The sequence below is a fragment of the Bartonella harrusi genome, assembly GCF_024297065.1.
Taxonomy (GTDB): Bacteria; Pseudomonadota; Alphaproteobacteria; order Rhizobiales; family Rhizobiaceae; genus Bartonella; species Bartonella harrusi.
Genome location: NZ_CP101114.1, coordinates 1,552,501 through 1,568,426, shown reverse-complemented (window position 1 = coordinate 1,568,426; position 15,926 = coordinate 1,552,501). Strand labels below are relative to the sequence as shown.

Sequence of the window (15,926 nt, the reverse complement as noted above, 5' to 3'; positions counted from 1 at the left end):
ATGTCAGAGCGTCATTTTTTTTCTCGCCATATTGGACTTCGCCCTGATGAAACGCAAAAAATGCTTGATGTCTTAGGGGTTGATTGTATTGATACACTGATTTCTCAAGCGGTTCCCCATGCTATCCATTTAGGGCGTTCGCTTAATCTTCCAAAGGCAGCAAGTGAAAGGCAGTCCTTGGAAGAACTCTCCACGATGATGGGGCGTAACTATGTGCATAAAAGTTTTATTGGGCAGGGATATCATGGAACTTTTGTGCCTCCGGTTATTTTACGAAATCTTTTTGAGAATCCAGCTTGGTATACTGCTTATACGCCCTATCAGGCAGAAATTAGCCAAGGTCGTTTGGAATTCCTATTTTATTTTCAGACATTGGTGAGTGAACTTACTGGTTTGCCTGTTGCGGCCGCTTCACTTCTCGATGAAGCAACGGCGTTAGCTGAAGCTCTTGCGATAGCGGTACGCTTTACTCGTGAGAAAAAAACAAAGATTTCTCTTCACAGTCTTTTGCATCCTCAAACTTTGAGTGTGGCACAAACACGCGCTGAAACACAAGGGATTCAAATAAGACAGGATGGTGAAATTTGTTCTAATACAGCTGCAATTGTTTTGTCTTGGCCAGATACAAAAGGCTTTTTTAACGATTATAGTGAAGTCATTAAAGAGGCAAAGGCAAAAGACGCTCTGGTGATTGTTGTGGCCGATCCTTTGGCACTCATCCTTATGGAATCACCTGCGCAATGGGGGGCTGATATTGTTGTTGGCTCTATGCAGCGTTATGGCGTTCCAATGGGATTTGGCGGGCCACATGCTGGTTATCTTGCGGTCAGTGATGTGCTAACACGCCTCATTCCAGGGCGGATTGTTGGTCAATCCGTTGATACAAAAGGGCGCGTTGGTTTTCGCTTAGCATTGCAGACACGTGAACAGCATATTCGACGCGATAAAGCGACGTCGAATATTTGTACAGCACAAGCTCTCTTGGCAAATATGGCAACAGCTTATGCTGTTTGGCATGGTCCACAAGGCTTACAGGAAATTGCTCAACGAATTCATCTTTTAACATGCCGTTTTGTTGCTGGTTTAGAAGCAGCAGGCGTTCATGTTGAAGGGAAAAACTTTTTTGATTGTGTCAGCATTTTTGTTAAGGGAAGAGCCCAAGAGATCGCGCGTCTCGCAAAAGCTGGTGGGTGTCTTGTTCGTCTTTTGGATGATGACAGAATTACCATCAATTTTGATGAGTTATCGACAGAAGAAGATGCCCATGCTTTGGCAGAGCTTTTTGGTGCAAAGTTGGTGGATCAAGTTTCTTCACGCCTTTTGGGGAAAGGGCGTGACGGTGCTTTTCTTTCACAGCCTTTTTTTCATGCAGTTCACTCAGAGACAGATATGATGCGCTTCTTGCGTCGTTTGTCAGATAAGGATTTGGCATTGGATCGAGCAATGATACCGCTTGGTTCTTGCACAATGAAGCTTAACGCTGCAGCGGAATTGATGCCTGTGAGTTGGTCTACGGTCGCCAATATCCATCCCTTTGTGCCCAAAGAAGATGCAATGGGTTATAGGGAAATGATTGATCAATTGAGTGCGTGGTTGTGTGAAATTACAGGGTTTGCGCAAGTTTCTTTTCAGCCAAATTCTGGTGCTCAAGGTGAGTATGCGGGGCTTTTGGCAATTCGCAGATATCACCAATCGCGAGGAGAACCGCAACGTACAGTTTGTCTTATTCCCGCATCCGCGCATGGTACCAATCCTGCTTCTGCGCATATGGCAGGAATGGAAGTGATTGTGGTGAAATGTTTGAGTGATGGCGATGTTGATGTTGATGATCTCAAAATGAAAGCACAATTGCATAAGGATCGCTTAGCAGCTCTGATGATCACTTATCCTTCAACCCATGGTGTTTATGAGGAAAGTATTAAGGATATTTGCTCTGTTATCCATGAAAATGGAGGACAGGTTTATTTTGATGGTGCTAATTTGAATGCACTTGTTGGGCTTGCACGTCCGGCAGATATTGGGGCGGATGTTTGTCATATGAACCTCCATAAAACTTTTGCTATTCCTCATGGTGGAGGTGGTCCTGGTGTGGGGCCGATTGGGGTGGCAGAACATCTCAAGCCATTTTTACCAGGTCATGAACAAGAGGGGACAGCGTATGCTGTTTCGACTGCTCCTTATGGAAGTGCCTCTATTCTTGTGATCACTTGGATGTATATCCGAATGATGGGGGCTGATGGATTGAAATATGCAACACAAACAGCAATATTGAATGCCAATTATATTGCTGTGCGCCTTTCAAAGGCTTATACTATTCTTTATCGAGGAAAGCATGGACGTGTTGCTCACGAATGTATTGTCGATACTCGCATTTTGAAAGACCAGTATGGAGTGAGTGTTGATGATATTGCAAAACGCTTGATTGATTATGGATTTCACGCACCGACAATGTCTTTTCCTGTTCCTGGTACTTTGATGATTGAACCAACGGAATCAGAACCAAAAGCGGAGATTGATCGTTTTTGTGATGCTTTGCTTTTGATTGCTGAAGAAGCTAAAAAAGTTGGTGAAGGTGTTTGGCCAAAAGAGAATAATCCATTGGTTAATGCGCCACATACATTGATAGATACGGTAGATGACGCTTGGGAACGACCTTATTCGCGACAAGAAGCTGCTTTCCCTCATTCCTCTCTTGATCCAGCAAATAAATATTGGCCTCCTGTTTCCCGTATTGATAATGTTGCGGGAGATAGAATGCTCATTTGTTCTTGTCCGCCATTAGGAAATACATATTAAATTTATTTTATGATAATGATAAAAGCTCACACCTTCTGTGTGGGCTTTTGTTCTTGATTGATTTCGTTTTTCTGAGTTTATTTGTGTTTATGCGCTATACCCTTTAAAAATGGATCATATTTGCGCTCTTTCTTTTTCTCATGTCACTTTGCATAATATTTGATGAATAGAATAATAGGGTTTGGGGTATAGGAGATACCTATTTGTTCACCATAATTTCTCTAGAAGGGTGTGTAATACCATCTTCTCAAATGAAGAGTGTCATCACTTTCTTTCTTTAAAGCATGCTAAATATAAATGCGTTTATAGCGTGAACCTAAAGAAGTCAGAATTTCATTGGGGATAGTGTCGGCATCTGTCGAGAGTTTTTCAAGTGTTTGATGCGCGCCAATCAGTTCTACCCAATCACCTTTTTGAGGTTTTTTATGAAGATCCGTAGCGTCAACAATGATGGAATCCATAGAAATGCGCCCGACAATAGGAAGCTTGTTTCCGTTAAAATAAACACTCCCTTTATTAGAAAGAATGCGTGGCAAGCCATCTGCATAGCCGATAGAAATAGTTAGAAGTGTGCTTGGTCTATGGGTAATGAAGGTTTCTCCATATCCAACAGGGCATCCTGCTTCAACAGAGCTGCTTTGAAGAACTTGGGCCTCAAGCTTTAAAACAGGTTTAAGAGGCGTTGAGCGTTTTCCACGGGGATCAACTCCGTAAAGTGCGATGCCTGGGCGAACAAGGTCAAAATAAAAATCATTTCCAAGAAAAATACCTCCAGAATTAGCAAAGGAAACTTTGCAAGCGGGTAATTGTGCAAGGATGGTTTTGAAAGTAGCCAATTGTGTATAATTGGATAAATGTGTGTTATCCTCTCCATTAGAGAGGTGGCTGAGAATATATTTTATTTCTGCTTTTTCAAAAAGTGTAGGCTGTTTGATGAGTTTTTGTACCTCTTGTTTATCAAGTCCTAAGCGGTTCATATTGGTATCAATTTGCACAATGGCGGGAAATCTTTTATCCTTTTTTTGACAGACTATTTGCCACTCTTCGATTGCATTCCAAGAATTCAGAACAGGGATAATTCCTGCTTCAGCCATCAGCCCTCCTGTCTTGTGTAAAATTCCGTTTAGAACAATAATCGTGACATTTGATGGTAATATGGTTTTTAAGTGCAGCGCTTCTTCGATTTTGGCAACAAAAAAAGTGCGGCATCCAGCCTGATAAAGCGCAGGAGCAATTTTGTTAACACCCAACCCATAGGCATTTGCTTTCACAACCGCAGAGCATTCAGTGGGAGAAACACGTTGGGATAACGTTGTATAATTTGCAACAATAGCACTCACATTAATGGTCGCCACAGCTGTAGAAGGAAATTTTGTTTCATCATTTATGAATTTATTCATTTTAAAATCCTATCATCGTGTCAATGAGACAAAAAGTTCCCGTTGATTTCTTCATATAGATTTTTATGATCGAGGGGAAGGGTGTGCATATTGTTTGTTTTTGTTAAAATTATGAGCAGCTCATATTGGATAATGTGCTGTAAAAGCGGTCTTTTAATATAAAACACTTGCTTTAGCGACAAGAGATATCATTTATTTTATTGGTGTGGTTATGGATACATAATCCTCGCAAAATTGCTAGAAGGAAAAACTTTTATTTATTTTTCTTGGTTAAGGCATATTTAAAAAATAAGAGCCCATCTGCAGTATTGTATCATTATTTTATAATGAAATTGAATTCTTTTAGGAGCATTGATTTTAGAATGCGATTTTGATAGAATCAGTTTTATAATAAATTTAGGGGGGAAATTAATTGTGTATTATAAAATCAGAAAAATATTGTGCGTTTTTGTATTGTTTTTAATGAGTTCGCCAAGTTATGCTGTTGTTGCTGGCGGAATTGTTTCTGTCCGGAATGCATGGCCTGCTTATTCAAACTTTAACCAATTGTCTTTTTTTCAAAAGATCGATAATGACGGTGGATTGCGCTCTCATTATTTCTGGGCAAACCAGTTTGCCTTTAAAAACGGAAATAATGGATATATTGGTTTACAAAATAGAGGAGGTGTCCATTTTTTTAATTATTCTATTTGGAAGGCTGTCGGTTGGAAAAGTGGACAGTGCCGTTTTTTCAGTCATGAAGGCTCTGGGGTGCAATGTGATATTAAAGTGTCTTGGAAAATAGAGCATCAGTACAAATTAGATGTTTCAAAAAATAAAAATTTGGTTACTGGTACTATAACAGACTTAACGAATGGTACAAAAACGATCGTAGGTGTTATTGAAGTTCCCAAAACATTTGGTAAGTTTTATAGTTCTCTTGGTTTTGTTGAAGAATATTCTCAAGGAGTTAATCAGCTTTCATCTTGTTTTGTGATGGGTGCGCAGCGTTCAATCTTTAGAAATCCTATAGGTGATAACACAATCAAAGCGAAGCAAAGTACCTACACTTACGGAAATTGCAATGATCCTTATGTGGTTCAAGCTTCCTGTGATAATAATTCTTGCACCACTGTTGTGAATGATCTTAAAGGGATACCTTCACCTCATGCACCTCAAGTTGCTTTTATAAATGAGAAAAATTTGAGTGCGCAAACGATTTCTGATGCATTGAAAGCAAACAATTTGATCGTTATTCGTTCCCGCAATGGTTCTTGGGCACCTAATATTTATTTTCCACGGCCTGGTCTGTTTAAGTCGAAATCAATCTTTGTTGATCATCGCGCTAGCTACGGGTCATCTCTTTATGTTAATAACAGTGTGACAAAAGTTAATAAGGGAACACAAAAAATGTATATGTCTGATGGTAAGCGCTGGAAAGTTATAAAAACGCAATAAGAACTAGTTCTTCATCAGTTTTTTTAAGTACCGCTAATATTTGTGTTTTATACAAGCATAAATTTAGCGGTCTTCTTAGAAGAGCTTTCTTTTATTAAAGATTTATTTTGAAACATTCTATTTTGTCTTAATAAGAACAGGGTGTGTTATGCGTCGTGTTGATTGTCATAAAATTGCTGTGTTATTTTTATGGGTTGATTTAGTTTGAGTATATTTGCATGTATGCTTTATTTATTGCGTGGATGATCCTTTAAAAATGCTTGTGTTGTATTTTCTTTGTTACCAATAAGCATGAGATAATCCGATACTTTGTGGGTGGTGTTTTTTTGGATTTGGTTAGACTATGTGTTCTATTCTTCTTTCATTTCGCAACATAGAGATAAACAGATATAATAAGGGGAATATTTTTATAGTTTTTGATTGTAAGGCTCAAAAGTTTTACTATTTCGGTTATTTTTAATACAAAAATGTTAATTACGTGATTTATGTTTTAAGAGAAATATTGGCAGAGAGGTATATGAGCGGTATATCATGCTCAGAAACTTAAGTTTATGTTCAATAAATAAGGTGAGGAAGAGTTTATGAATAGTTTTGCTACGCATGTTCAGGCAGACATCGACAGCGGTTCATCAAACTTTCCGATTCCTGAAAATGTGTTCGCGCTTATTGTTCAAGAAGTGTATCACTACACAGACCGTTTGTTTAAATTTCGTCTGAATCGTCCGGAAAGTTTTCGTTTTCGTTCAGGTGAGTTTGTTATGATTGGTTTGCCAAATGCAGAAAAGCCAATTTATCGTGCCTATTCGATTGCAAGTCCATTTTGGGATGAGCAGCTTGAATTTTTTTCAATTAAAGTTCCAGGTGGTCCGCTGACAGAACATCTCCAAAAAATTAAAATTGGTGATACAGTTCTCATGCGTAAAAAGTCTACGGGAACATTGGTTCTGGATGCTTTGGTTCCTGGTAAGCGTCTTTATCTTCTTTCAACGGGGACAGGGGTTGCACCCTTTGCAAGTCTTATCCGTGATCCTGAAACTTATGAAAAATTTTCTCAAGTGGTTCTTATTCAAACAACCCGAAAATGTAATGAGCTTGCCTATGCAAAAGAGCTTGTAGTGTCTTTACAAGAAGATCCGCTTATTGGTGAATATGCGCAACAATTAAAATTTTATCCCATGACTACGCGTGAACCTTCTGAACATATGGGGCGTATTACGACTGTTATGGAGAGTGGTGTTTTTTTTGAAACGACAGGTTTGCCAAAAATTAATCCTGATGAAGATCGCGTAATGATTTGCGGTTCTATGGCAATGCTGAAAGATTGTGCACGGATGTGTGAAGCCTTTGGTCTTGTTGAAGGGGCAAATAATGCGCCTGCCACTTATGTTGTAGAACGTGCTTTTGTAGGATGAGAGAAGCGTTGTGATGCCGCTTTTCGAAGAGCGGTGCTTTTTTTGAAACGACAGGTTTGCCGAAAATCATCCCTGATGAAGAGCGCGTAATGATTTGCGGTTCTATGGCAATGCTAAAAGATTGTGCATGGATGTGTGAAGCCTTTGGTCTTGTTGAAGGGGGCCGCCACTTATGTTGTGGAATGCGCTTTGGTAGGATGAGAAAAGAGCTGTGCTGCTGTCTGTGCTAAGGCGCTGATTGCATCCCAATCACTTGCTGCAATAAGTTGTTGAGGAGCCATCCAAGATCCTCCAATGCAGAAGACATTAGAAAGCTGGAGCCATTGTGTAGCATTTTTTTGTGTAATGCCACCTGTTGGGCAAAGCCTAATTTTAGAGAAGGGAGAGGATAAAGCTTGCACAAAGGCAATATCCCCCGCTGCTTCAGCAGGAAAAAATTTAAGATATGAATAGCCTTTTTCTAGTGCTTTTATACATTCACTTGGTGTCACTACGCCTGGGAGAAAGGGGATTTCACTGTTTTTTGCACAATCGATCAATGCGTTTGAGAAGCCGGGGCTTACGATAAACTTTGCTCCTGCACGTTCTGCTTGTTCGTAGTGCGCATCGTTGAGGATTGTTCCTGCTCCAACAATAGCTTCAGGCACTTCTTGTGCAATTGCTTTTATTGTATCGCATGCATATGCTGTTCTCAATGTGATCTCAATTGTTTTCAATCCGCCTTTGACAAGAGCGCGTGCGAGGGGTATTGCGTTTTGTAAATCGTCAATGCACAAAACAGGTATGACAGTTTGTTCTTGAAGCAGTGATAAAAGGTGATCTATTTTTTGGCACATGGTATTTTTCTTTCTTTGAGAGATGATATTGTTGCTATCGTTTGATTAAGCACAATATGTTAAAGAGTCGATGAATAGATCTTGAAATTGAATGAAACGCGCGTTATGGCAAGACTTATGGAAAAGAATTTTAAAGTTGCTGCACTTTATTGCTTCGCTGATTTGAAGCATTATCGTCAATTACAGAAACCTTTGCTGGATTTATGCCAAACAAATGGCATCAAAGGGACTCTGCTTTTAGCACAAGAGGGTATTAATGGAACTGTTGCGGGGTCTTGTGCTGCAATTAAAGCATTAGCCAATTTTATTAACGGTGAATCGGCATTTCAAACGCTGGAAATTAAATATTCATGGGCGTCAAAAATGCCTTTTCATCGACTAAAAGTGCGATTGAAAAAAGAAATTGTAACAATGGGGGTTGAAGGTATTGATCCGTTAAAGGTTGTTGGTACTTATGTCGACCCTGAAGATTGGAATGCTTTAATCCAAGATAAAGAAACAATCTTGATTGATACGCGCAATGATTATGAATATGCACTTGGCAGTTTTCAAGGAGCCGTTGATCCACGGATTAAAACATTTCGAGAATTTCCTGAATGGGTGCGCAAACATGAAGCTGATTTGAAAAAGAAAAAGAAAGTGGCTATGTTTTGTACAGGTGGTATTCGCTGCGAAAAATCGACCGCTTATGTCCGTGAGCTTGGCTATGATCAGGTTTATCATCTCAAAGGTGGTATTCTTAAATATTTGGAAAAAATCCCAAAAGAAAAAAGTTTGTGGTGGGGTGAATGCTTTGTTTTTGATGAGCGTGTTTCTGTTGGCCATGGTCTTGAAGAGTGTGGGCGTGAATTGTGTCGGGCATGCCGTTCCCCTATCAATGCTGAAAGCAAATTATCGTCTCATTATGAAGAAGGTGTCTCGTGTGATTCTTGTTATAACATGCGGAATGAAGCTGATAGGCAGCGTTTTCGGGAGCGTCATAGGCAGTTCCAACTTGCAAAATTGCGTGCTGTTCAGTCTCATCAAGGTTCATAAAAATATTGTCCCTTAAAGTTTAAAACTTTCTGTTGGTTAAGAGAGAAGCTTTTTAAGAGGAGCGTAAGAACATTTTATAAGGCTGAGTCGTTTTCTCGCTTTTTGTTTGGTGTATAAAACGAAGAGGTTGATGGAGAGATATAAACCGACGCCATGTCTTTTTATCCGGTATCCTTGATCTTATAATGTTGGTTTTTTTGCAAATATCTTACATTCTGAAACAGCAAATTTTATGCAATGAGAAGGGGGTAGCTCAATATAGAGGTTATGCATTTTTAAAAGCCATTTTAGAATGATATAATATACGATTAGTAAGCTGTTAAAGATGAGACTGGTATAAAGGAGGAAATGAAATGGTCGTGTTGGCCTTATGATTTCATAAACATCACAAGGATGTTCCCCAAGGGGTCTTTGAGTTCCTTTTCCATAGATGATGAGAGAAGAGAGGATAGGAATCCTCAAGCAAAGAAGCTCTCTTAAAGGTAAGAGTGTGGATTGGCAGCTAAATGATGTGTTTCTTCGTGAAGATTGTAACGCTTTTAAAGGGGGAAGATTATTTATCTGCTGGTGAGGAGTGTTACTTTTTTGCATCATTTTGTTTTTAAAAATTAAAAAATGTTTAAAATAAAAAAAATGATTGAAATGAATAAAAATTGGTCTTATATGCAATCTTGCCCAAAGTCGCACGTGCCTGTGGGTGTCCACTGGTTCTCAAATGGTGAGATTAACCGGTACGGTACCTGGAACTAACCGCTCCAGTCATTCTTTTGGCCAACCGGAAGAATGAGGACATCTTGAAGCAACGACGGTGCGGGCCTTTCTGGTGTCTTTCAGCTGTCCAAACGCTGAGGTAACTATAGAGGCACACCTCATTGCCTTCAGTGCGGAAGTGGTTTTCTCAACTCCAATCAAAAAGGCAGATAAAGTAGAATAACGCGGTTTTCGCGCTGTTCCTTCGCTCAATACAATTCTGTTTTCTTCCTGATTTTTTTGTCATCAGGGTGTAGGAGGCGGTTGTATGCTTTTCGTCTTTTGGTTATTGGCGGCTCTCTGCTGTCTAAATAGAGAGGAAGGGATTGCTTCCCTTGGGAGAATTGCAAATGGTAACGCAACGTATTCGTGATTTTCTTGCAAAACATCATTCTGAAGGGCCATGCTTAATTGTTGACCTTGATGTTGTCCGTGAAAATTATTTAAATTTTGAAAAAGCTCTTCCTCAGTCTCGCATTTTTTATGCGATAAAGGCAAATCCTGCTCCTGAAATTTTGCGTTTGCTTGCATCTTTAGGATCGTCTTTTGATGCTGCTTCTGTTGCAGAAATTGAAATGGCGTTAAAAGCAGGAGCGACGCCGGATCGTATTTCTTTTGGAAATACCATCAAAAAAGAGCGTGATATTGCGCGCGCATATGCATTGGGTCTTTCGCTTTATGCGGTTGATTGTGTTGAAGAAGTAGAAAAAATTGCGCGTGCTGCTCCAGGAGCTCGCGTTTTTTGTCGTGTCCTGACTGATGGAAAAGGGGCAGAGTGGCCATTGTCGCGTAAGTTTGGTTGTGTTCCTGCCATGGCTGTCGATGTCTTACGTCGGGCACATCAATTAGGTTTACAAGCGTATGGTGTTTCTTTTCATGTAGGATCTCAACAGACAGATCTGAATGCATGGGATCGTGCTTTATTCGATGCGGCTACGGTTTTTAGACATTTGGAGCAAGAAGGGATTTTATTAAAGCTCGTTAATATGGGAGGGGGATTTCCAACGCGTTATTTGAAAGATGTTCCTACCGAACAAGCTTATGGTACGGCTGTTTTTGATTCCTTGAAAAAATATTTTGGTAATCGTATTCCTGAAACCATTATCGAGCCAGGGCGTGGGATGGTTGGGAATGCTGGTGTTATTCGCACAGAAGTTGTGCTTATATCCAAAAAAGCGGACAATGATAATGTCCGATGGGTTTATCTTGATGTTGGAAAATTTAATGGTCTTACTGAGACGATGGATGAAGCTATTCGCTATCCTATTGAAACACCCCATAATGATACGGAAATGGTGCCTTGCATTTTAGCAGGTCCAACATGCGATTCGGCGGATGTTCTTTATGAAAAAATACCTTATCCCTTACCTTTATCTCTTACGGTAGGGGATGCGTTGTTGATACATGGAACGGGTGCTTACACGGCAACTTATGCTTCTGTTGCTTTTAATGGTTTTGAGCCTTTGCGGTCTTATGTGATTTAAGTTTCTTATTTATCACAACAAAGGTATAGTGAGGTGTGTGTCAAAGATGAATATGATACATTTTCAAACAAAAAATGGTGCGCTTTTTACGCTTGCTTGTGAACAAGAAGCTGATAAACCACACCGGGAAAACTTGCTCGATTTAGCTCTGGGAAAGGGACGTAGGCGTAAGTCATCAGAAGCTTTACGTCGTGGGCGTTTGGCGGCGTGTGGGTTATCCTTTGTTGTTAAAAATGCACTTGGAGAGCTGGTGGGGAGTGTACGGCTTTGGCATGTGCGGTTTAAAAAAAAGCAAAATGGCACACAACATGCTTTGCTTTTAGGACCTTTGGCTGTTTCAGAGGAATATTCTGGTATGGGGATAGGATCTGTTCTGATGCATCATGCAACTCAAAAGGCAAAAGAATTAGGTTATGGGGCTATTTTGCTTGTGGGGGATTGTGACTTTTATCAGCGTTTTGGTTTCTCAAGCAGTTTAACAAAAAATTTGGCAATGCCGGGCCCTTATGAAAAGCACCGTTTTCAAGCGTTGGAATTGATACCAGAATATCTTTCTGGATGCTACGGTACTTTGGTCTCTAGTGGAGAACGAGAAAAATTAAACCGCTTTCAGCATTATAAAGTTGCTTAGGGAGTTTTATTTGCCAACAGCGATGGCTGTGGGAATCATTTTTCTTCATGGCAAGATATTTTTCTGAGATGCAAAGTTTGAAGAGAGATTTATTGCCTATCAGTTTTTTCTTCATTTGCATTTCTGGATTCTATGATAATTTCAGTTGTTTATTGAGGGGTTTGCATCTTTTGCGCTGTTTTAGATGGTTTTAGAAAAACTTGTGAGCCGTTTTTATCGATTTTTTACAGAGCTTTTCCAGTTGATGGATACTGAAAATCTTTCAATTGAAGTTAGGATTTAAAGCTAGACTCATGAAAATAAAAATTTTATTTTTGGTGCCATTGGTCCATTCCATAAATTACAGTGAATCAGAAGAAAAGCTTTTTTGTGATGATTATCGATGTCTCTAAAAATATCTAAATGAATTTGTACTTAAAGAGTTTGTAAATTTAAAATGATTATTCCTCAATGGAGGAAGGCTATACTTAAACATGTTTTTGCTGAAGCCTTTTCTGGTATATAAAATATGGAAAGATATTTGCTTTTCGTATTTTGCATCAATATGTGAACGCGTGCCTATCCGAATGCGAAGGGTAGGGCGTGTAAATATCAGGTACAAGATTTGATAACTTTCATAAGATTAAGCTCAGTGACCTGAAGGAGTGTCGGTGAGGGGAGGCGTTTTTTTGAGAAAAAGGGTCATGAATGTCAAGACGATAAAGATAATGGTTATTATAAAGAAAAGATCGCTAAAAGCCATAATCATTGCTTGTATACGTGCCATATTAAAAATTTGGAAAAGAGCAAGAGTCTGTGAATCAAAAGTTGCAGTTTTGAAGTATAGAGTAAGCTTTGAAAGCATTTCAGTTGCTTGGTTATTTCCGTATTGAACGGTTTCAGCTATTCGTGCGTAATGCAGGTCTGTGCGTTTTGTTATAAGGGTGCTGATAATAGCAAGTCCCACGGCACCACCAAGATTACGTGTGAGATTAAACAGCCCAGAAGCATTTTGCATTCGTTCCGGTGGAAGTGACCCGAGGGCAATATTATTAACAGGGACCATACATAACATAATAGAAAAACCACGGAAAAATTGAGGCCAAAAGAGTTCCCAAAAATCCCAATTGTCTGTGATAGAGCTCGCCATCCAAGTTCCTAATGCAAAGCCAAAAAGTCCTATCGCTATCATCAAACGTGCATCAATTCGTGCTGAAAGGAATCCGGCAAGGGGGGCGGTTAATAACATGACAAATCCCGAAAGGAATAACGTTTCTCCAATCATGAGAGCATCGTAATGACGAATTTGGCTTAAATAGACAGGATAAAGATATGTGAGTCCATAAAGACCTATTCCAAGCATAAAAGAAAAAATTGATGCGGTTGAAAAGTTAAAGTTCGCAAAAGTTGAGAGATCAACAATTGGTTCTTTTGCGGTCAAAGCACGCCAGAAGAAAAAGACTGCTGATAAGATCATAACAATGAATAAAGTTAAAATCAAATTATCATTGAACCAATCACGTCGTGTCCCTTCTTCTAGAATATATTCCAAAGTTCCTAGAAATACTGCCATAGAAACGAGTCCTAACCAGTCAAATTTGCTCATTAAAGAAGGATCAGCTTTATCAAAATCAATCAATTTCCAAGCGAGAATCGAGATAATAACCCCGCAAGGTACATTAATGAGAAAGAGCCAATGCCATGATGAGATGTGACAGAGATAGCCGCCCACTGTTGGACCAATGGTGGGGGCTAATGTTGCTACCAGTCCAACGATAGGGGTCACAATAGGGCGTTTTGATGGTGGAAAAAGCACATAGGAGGCAACAAAGACGCTCGGAATAATACCTCCACCAATAAAGCCTTGGAGTGCTCGGTACACAATCATCTCTTCAATCGATGTTGCCGTTGCGCAAAGAATAGAAGTAATCGTAAATCCGATAGCTGATATACTAAAGAAAACACGTGTTGAAAGCAATCTTCCTAAGAATCCAGAAAGAGGTAACATGATAACTTCAGCGATCAGATAGGAGGTTTGAACCCATGAAATCTCTTCAGAACTTGCTGAAAGACCAGCCTGAATTTCAGCTAAAGAGGAAGAAACAATTTGAATATCCAAAATAGCCATGAACATGCCAAAAGACATAGCAATGAAAACGACAATTTTTTGGATTCCTATGTGTTCTTGAGAGTGTGTTGACTCGGGCATGGGAGATATCTCGTTAAGATCATTGATCGTTTGTTATAAGAGATCTTTCTCTTGTGGCTTTGTACGTGTATCAATTTCCACTGAAACACTCATTCCTGCTCGAATACGCCCTGTTTTTAAAACGTCTTCTGGAATAGCAATCCGTACAGGAATACGTTGAACAATTTTTGTAAAGTTACCGGTAGCATTTTGTGGTGGCAAGAGAGAAAAAACAGCTCCCGTTGCAGGGGAAATGGAAAGTACTTTACCTGTAAATACATCTTTCTTGAAGGCATCAACAACAATATAAGCAGTTTGTCCTGAATGAATATTTTGTAACTGCGTTTCTTTATAGTTCGCTTCAATATAAAGTGCGTGGAGAGGGACTAATGCGGCAAGGCGCTGGCCATTTACCACAAAATCGCCCGTTTTTGCTGTTAAATTCCCAATAATGCCATCAAATGGAGCCCGGATAATGGTTGAATCAAGATCACGTTGTGCTTTTTTACGCGAAAGCTCTAAACTCTTTGTTTGGCTTTCTGTTTCACTTCGTTGTGCTTCTAGAACTTGAATATTCGCACGTGCCGCAGCTATTTGTGCTTCTGCACGTTTAACATTTGCAATGGCTTGTTCATAAGCTGATTGGGCATCATCCACATCCGATTGAGGTGCATAGTGATTTGCTTTAAGTTTCGTCGTGCGTTGTAAGGCTAGTTGTGCATTCGTTGCTATGGCTGAGGCGGCAGCTTTTTGTGCTTGCGCATCATCTAAAATACTGCGTGCAGCTATAATTTGTGCATCAATACGGAGAAGCGTTTTTTGTTGTGTGTTGAGACGGGCTTCTGTCTGTTCTAAGGCTATTTGATAATCGCCATCGTCTAAGTGAAATAAGACATCGTCTTTCTTGATAATTTGGTTTGCTTTAATAGCAATCTTTTCAATATATCCATTTAATTTAGGAGCAATAGCTGCTATATCTCCTTGGACATAAGCATCATCTGTTGCCAGCATATAACGCCAATCTGTTATCCATTTATAGCCAAACCAAAGCACACAAAGCGCACAGGCAACAAGAAGAGCGTGCATTATTTTCTTTTTTTTTGTTGAAACAGTTGTCTCAGATGTAGACATGATTTTATACTTTCAAATTTATTTTTCAATGCGCAAAATAAGCTCATCGCTATAGGATAAAAAGCGATACATATGTAAAGACGAATAAGAGTGTTTCAAAGAATAAGACAATTCTAGAACATAATGTTTAGAACATAATGCTAAATATACAGACTTGCAAGTATTGAGATCTTACTCTGTTGCGCATTGTTTACAAATGCCTCGTATTTCTAGGGTGCTGCTGTGTGCTTGAAAGTCGACTGCTTGAACCATTTGTTTAAGGTTAGATACAATCGTTTGGTTTTGTATTTCATTGACCTTACCACAATTCTCACAAATGATAAAAGTTGTCAGTTCGTGTTGGCAATTTTCAGGATGTAAACAAGCCATAAAAGCATTTACACTTTCAAGACGATGAATACACTTGAGTTGGACAAGTTTTTCTAATGCGCGATAAACTTGGAGAGGTGCACGAAATCCTTCTTTGCGTAAATGATCAAGAATCGCATAAGCACTTAAAGGTCCTTGCGCATTCTTTAAAGTATTGAGAACCAATGTTTGGTTACGCGTAAGTTTAGAGGACATTGATACCTTTCTTTTATTTTATGGGCTTTTTACTCTATGGTAGAGCATAAAACTTATGAGGTCTTTGTGCAATGGTGAATATAGAATCAGCCAACTCAGTATCAATCATTGCCCCCCAGTTTAAACTGGAGCATTGTTATAGCTTTATCCATAACACCCTCCACAGCATAGGCTGTACAAGTGCCATTAGTCGTCGTGGTCACAAGAAAGCCAAGATCCGGCATAAGCAACGATTTGCCTGACCATGCTTGTTTTCCTCTCTGCTTTGTATGTAATATCTCTG

At 39.5% G+C, this 15,926-nt stretch carries 12 protein-coding genes; 6 read left to right on the top strand and 6 right to left on the bottom strand.

The genetic code is table 11. The features are described from left to right. Positions 1-2,796 (top strand): aminomethyl-transferring glycine dehydrogenase, encoded by a 2,796-nt coding sequence (gene gcvP / locus NMK50_RS07320; RefSeq protein WP_254771214.1) that lies wholly within the window; start codon positions 1-3, stop codon positions 2,794-2,796. A gap of 287 nt (positions 2,797-3,083) precedes the next feature. Here the strand turns inward: gcvP and alr are convergent, their stop codons facing one another. Next, a complete protein-coding gene (gene alr / locus NMK50_RS07315) occupies positions 3,084-4,196 on the bottom strand; it encodes an alanine racemase (protein ID WP_254769929.1) in 1,113 nt (370 codons plus the stop codon). A 462-nt stretch (positions 4,197-4,658) separates the two neighbouring features. On the opposite strand from alr, the gene NMK50_RS07310 reads away from it, so the two are divergent. Continuing rightward, the gene (locus NMK50_RS07310) at positions 4,659-5,633 is read left to right on the top strand and encodes a DUF3472 domain-containing protein (protein WP_254769928.1); all 975 of its coding nucleotides are present in this window, start codon (positions 4,659-4,661) and stop codon (positions 5,631-5,633) included. A 581-nt stretch (positions 5,634-6,214) separates the two neighbouring features. Then, the gene (locus NMK50_RS07305) at positions 6,215-7,045 is read left to right on the top strand and encodes a ferredoxin--NADP reductase (protein WP_254769927.1); all 831 of its coding nucleotides are present in this window, start codon (positions 6,215-6,217) and stop codon (positions 7,043-7,045) included. 170 nt (positions 7,046-7,215) lie between these two features. On the opposite strand, the gene eda is transcribed toward NMK50_RS07305, so the two are convergent. After that, the gene (gene eda, locus NMK50_RS07295) at positions 7,216-7,881 is read right to left on the bottom strand and encodes a bifunctional 4-hydroxy-2-oxoglutarate aldolase/2-dehydro-3-deoxy-phosphogluconate aldolase (RefSeq protein ID WP_254769926.1); all 666 of its coding nucleotides are present in this window, start codon (positions 7,879-7,881) and stop codon (positions 7,216-7,218) included. 117 nt (positions 7,882-7,998) lie between these two features. On the opposite strand from eda, the gene trhO reads away from it, so the two are divergent. The 3 genes from trhO to NMK50_RS07280 all read left to right on the top strand — a co-directional run bounded on the left by trhO (position 7,999) and on the right by NMK50_RS07280 (position 11,781). Continuing rightward, a complete protein-coding gene (gene trhO / locus NMK50_RS07290) occupies positions 7,999-8,916 on the top strand; it encodes an oxygen-dependent tRNA uridine(34) hydroxylase TrhO (RefSeq protein ID WP_254771213.1) in 918 nt (305 codons plus the stop codon). A gap of 1,100 nt (positions 8,917-10,016) precedes the next feature. Next, positions 10,017-11,150, top strand: coding sequence for a type III PLP-dependent enzyme (locus NMK50_RS07285; RefSeq protein ID WP_254769925.1), 1,134 nt, complete (start codon positions 10,017-10,019; stop codon positions 11,148-11,150). A 46-nt stretch (positions 11,151-11,196) separates the two neighbouring features. Further along, a complete protein-coding gene (locus NMK50_RS07280; protein WP_254769924.1) occupies positions 11,197-11,781 on the top strand; it encodes a GNAT family N-acetyltransferase in 585 nt (194 codons plus the stop codon). A 628-nt stretch (positions 11,782-12,409) separates the two neighbouring features. On the opposite strand, the gene NMK50_RS07275 is transcribed toward NMK50_RS07280, so the two are convergent. The 4 genes from NMK50_RS07275 to NMK50_RS10435 all read right to left on the bottom strand — a co-directional run bounded on the left by NMK50_RS07275 (position 12,410) and on the right by NMK50_RS10435 (position 15,867). Further along, positions 12,410-13,969, bottom strand: coding sequence for a DHA2 family efflux MFS transporter permease subunit (locus NMK50_RS07275; RefSeq protein WP_254769923.1), 1,560 nt, complete (start codon positions 13,967-13,969; stop codon positions 12,410-12,412). Between the two features lie 33 nt (positions 13,970-14,002). After that, positions 14,003-15,079: an HlyD family secretion protein gene (locus NMK50_RS07270; RefSeq protein WP_254769922.1), complete on the bottom strand. Its 1,077-nt coding sequence runs from the start codon at positions 15,077-15,079 to the stop codon at positions 14,003-14,005. Between the two features lie 171 nt (positions 15,080-15,250). Beyond that, positions 15,251-15,643 (bottom strand): Fur family transcriptional regulator, encoded by a 393-nt coding sequence (locus tag NMK50_RS07265; RefSeq protein WP_254769921.1) that lies wholly within the window; start codon positions 15,641-15,643, stop codon positions 15,251-15,253. Positions 15,644-15,744: 101 nt separating this feature from the next. Further along, positions 15,745-15,867 carry a hypothetical protein gene (locus NMK50_RS10435; protein ID WP_256481350.1) on the bottom strand — a complete coding sequence of 41 codons (123 nt, stop codon included), beginning with the start codon at positions 15,865-15,867 and terminating at the stop codon, positions 15,745-15,747. Positions 15,868-15,926 lie beyond the last annotated feature (59 nt).

Excerpts from the sequence above, each read along its gene's own strand:
- NMK50_RS07270 (WP_254769922.1), bottom strand. The coding sequence starts at position 15,079 with ATGTCTACATCTGAGACAACTGTTTCAACAAAAAAAAAGAAAATAATG.
- trhO (WP_254771213.1), top strand. The coding sequence starts at position 7,999 with ATGGAAAAGAATTTTAAAGTTGCTGCACTTTATTGCTTCGCTGATTTG.
- NMK50_RS07265 (WP_254769921.1), bottom strand. The coding sequence starts at position 15,643 with ATGTCCTCTAAACTTACGCGTAACCAAACATTGGTTCTCAATACTTTA.
- NMK50_RS10435 (WP_256481350.1), bottom strand. The coding sequence starts at position 15,867 with ATGCCGGATCTTGGCTTTCTTGTGACCACGACGACTAATGGCACTTGT.
- gcvP (WP_254771214.1), top strand. The coding sequence starts at position 1 with ATGTCAGAGCGTCATTTTTTTTCTCGCCATATTGGACTTCGCCCTGAT.
- NMK50_RS07275 (WP_254769923.1), bottom strand. The coding sequence starts at position 13,969 with ATGCCCGAGTCAACACACTCTCAAGAACACATAGGAATCCAAAAAATT.
- NMK50_RS07310 (WP_254769928.1), top strand. The coding sequence starts at position 4,659 with ATGAGTTCGCCAAGTTATGCTGTTGTTGCTGGCGGAATTGTTTCTGTC.
- alr (WP_254769929.1), bottom strand. The coding sequence starts at position 4,196 with ATGAATAAATTCATAAATGATGAAACAAAATTTCCTTCTACAGCTGTG.
- NMK50_RS07280 (WP_254769924.1), top strand. The coding sequence starts at position 11,197 with ATGAATATGATACATTTTCAAACAAAAAATGGTGCGCTTTTTACGCTT.
- NMK50_RS07285 (WP_254769925.1), top strand. The coding sequence starts at position 10,017 with ATGGTAACGCAACGTATTCGTGATTTTCTTGCAAAACATCATTCTGAA.
- NMK50_RS07305 (WP_254769927.1), top strand. The coding sequence starts at position 6,215 with ATGAATAGTTTTGCTACGCATGTTCAGGCAGACATCGACAGCGGTTCA.
- eda (WP_254769926.1), bottom strand. The coding sequence starts at position 7,881 with ATGTGCCAAAAAATAGATCACCTTTTATCACTGCTTCAAGAACAAACT.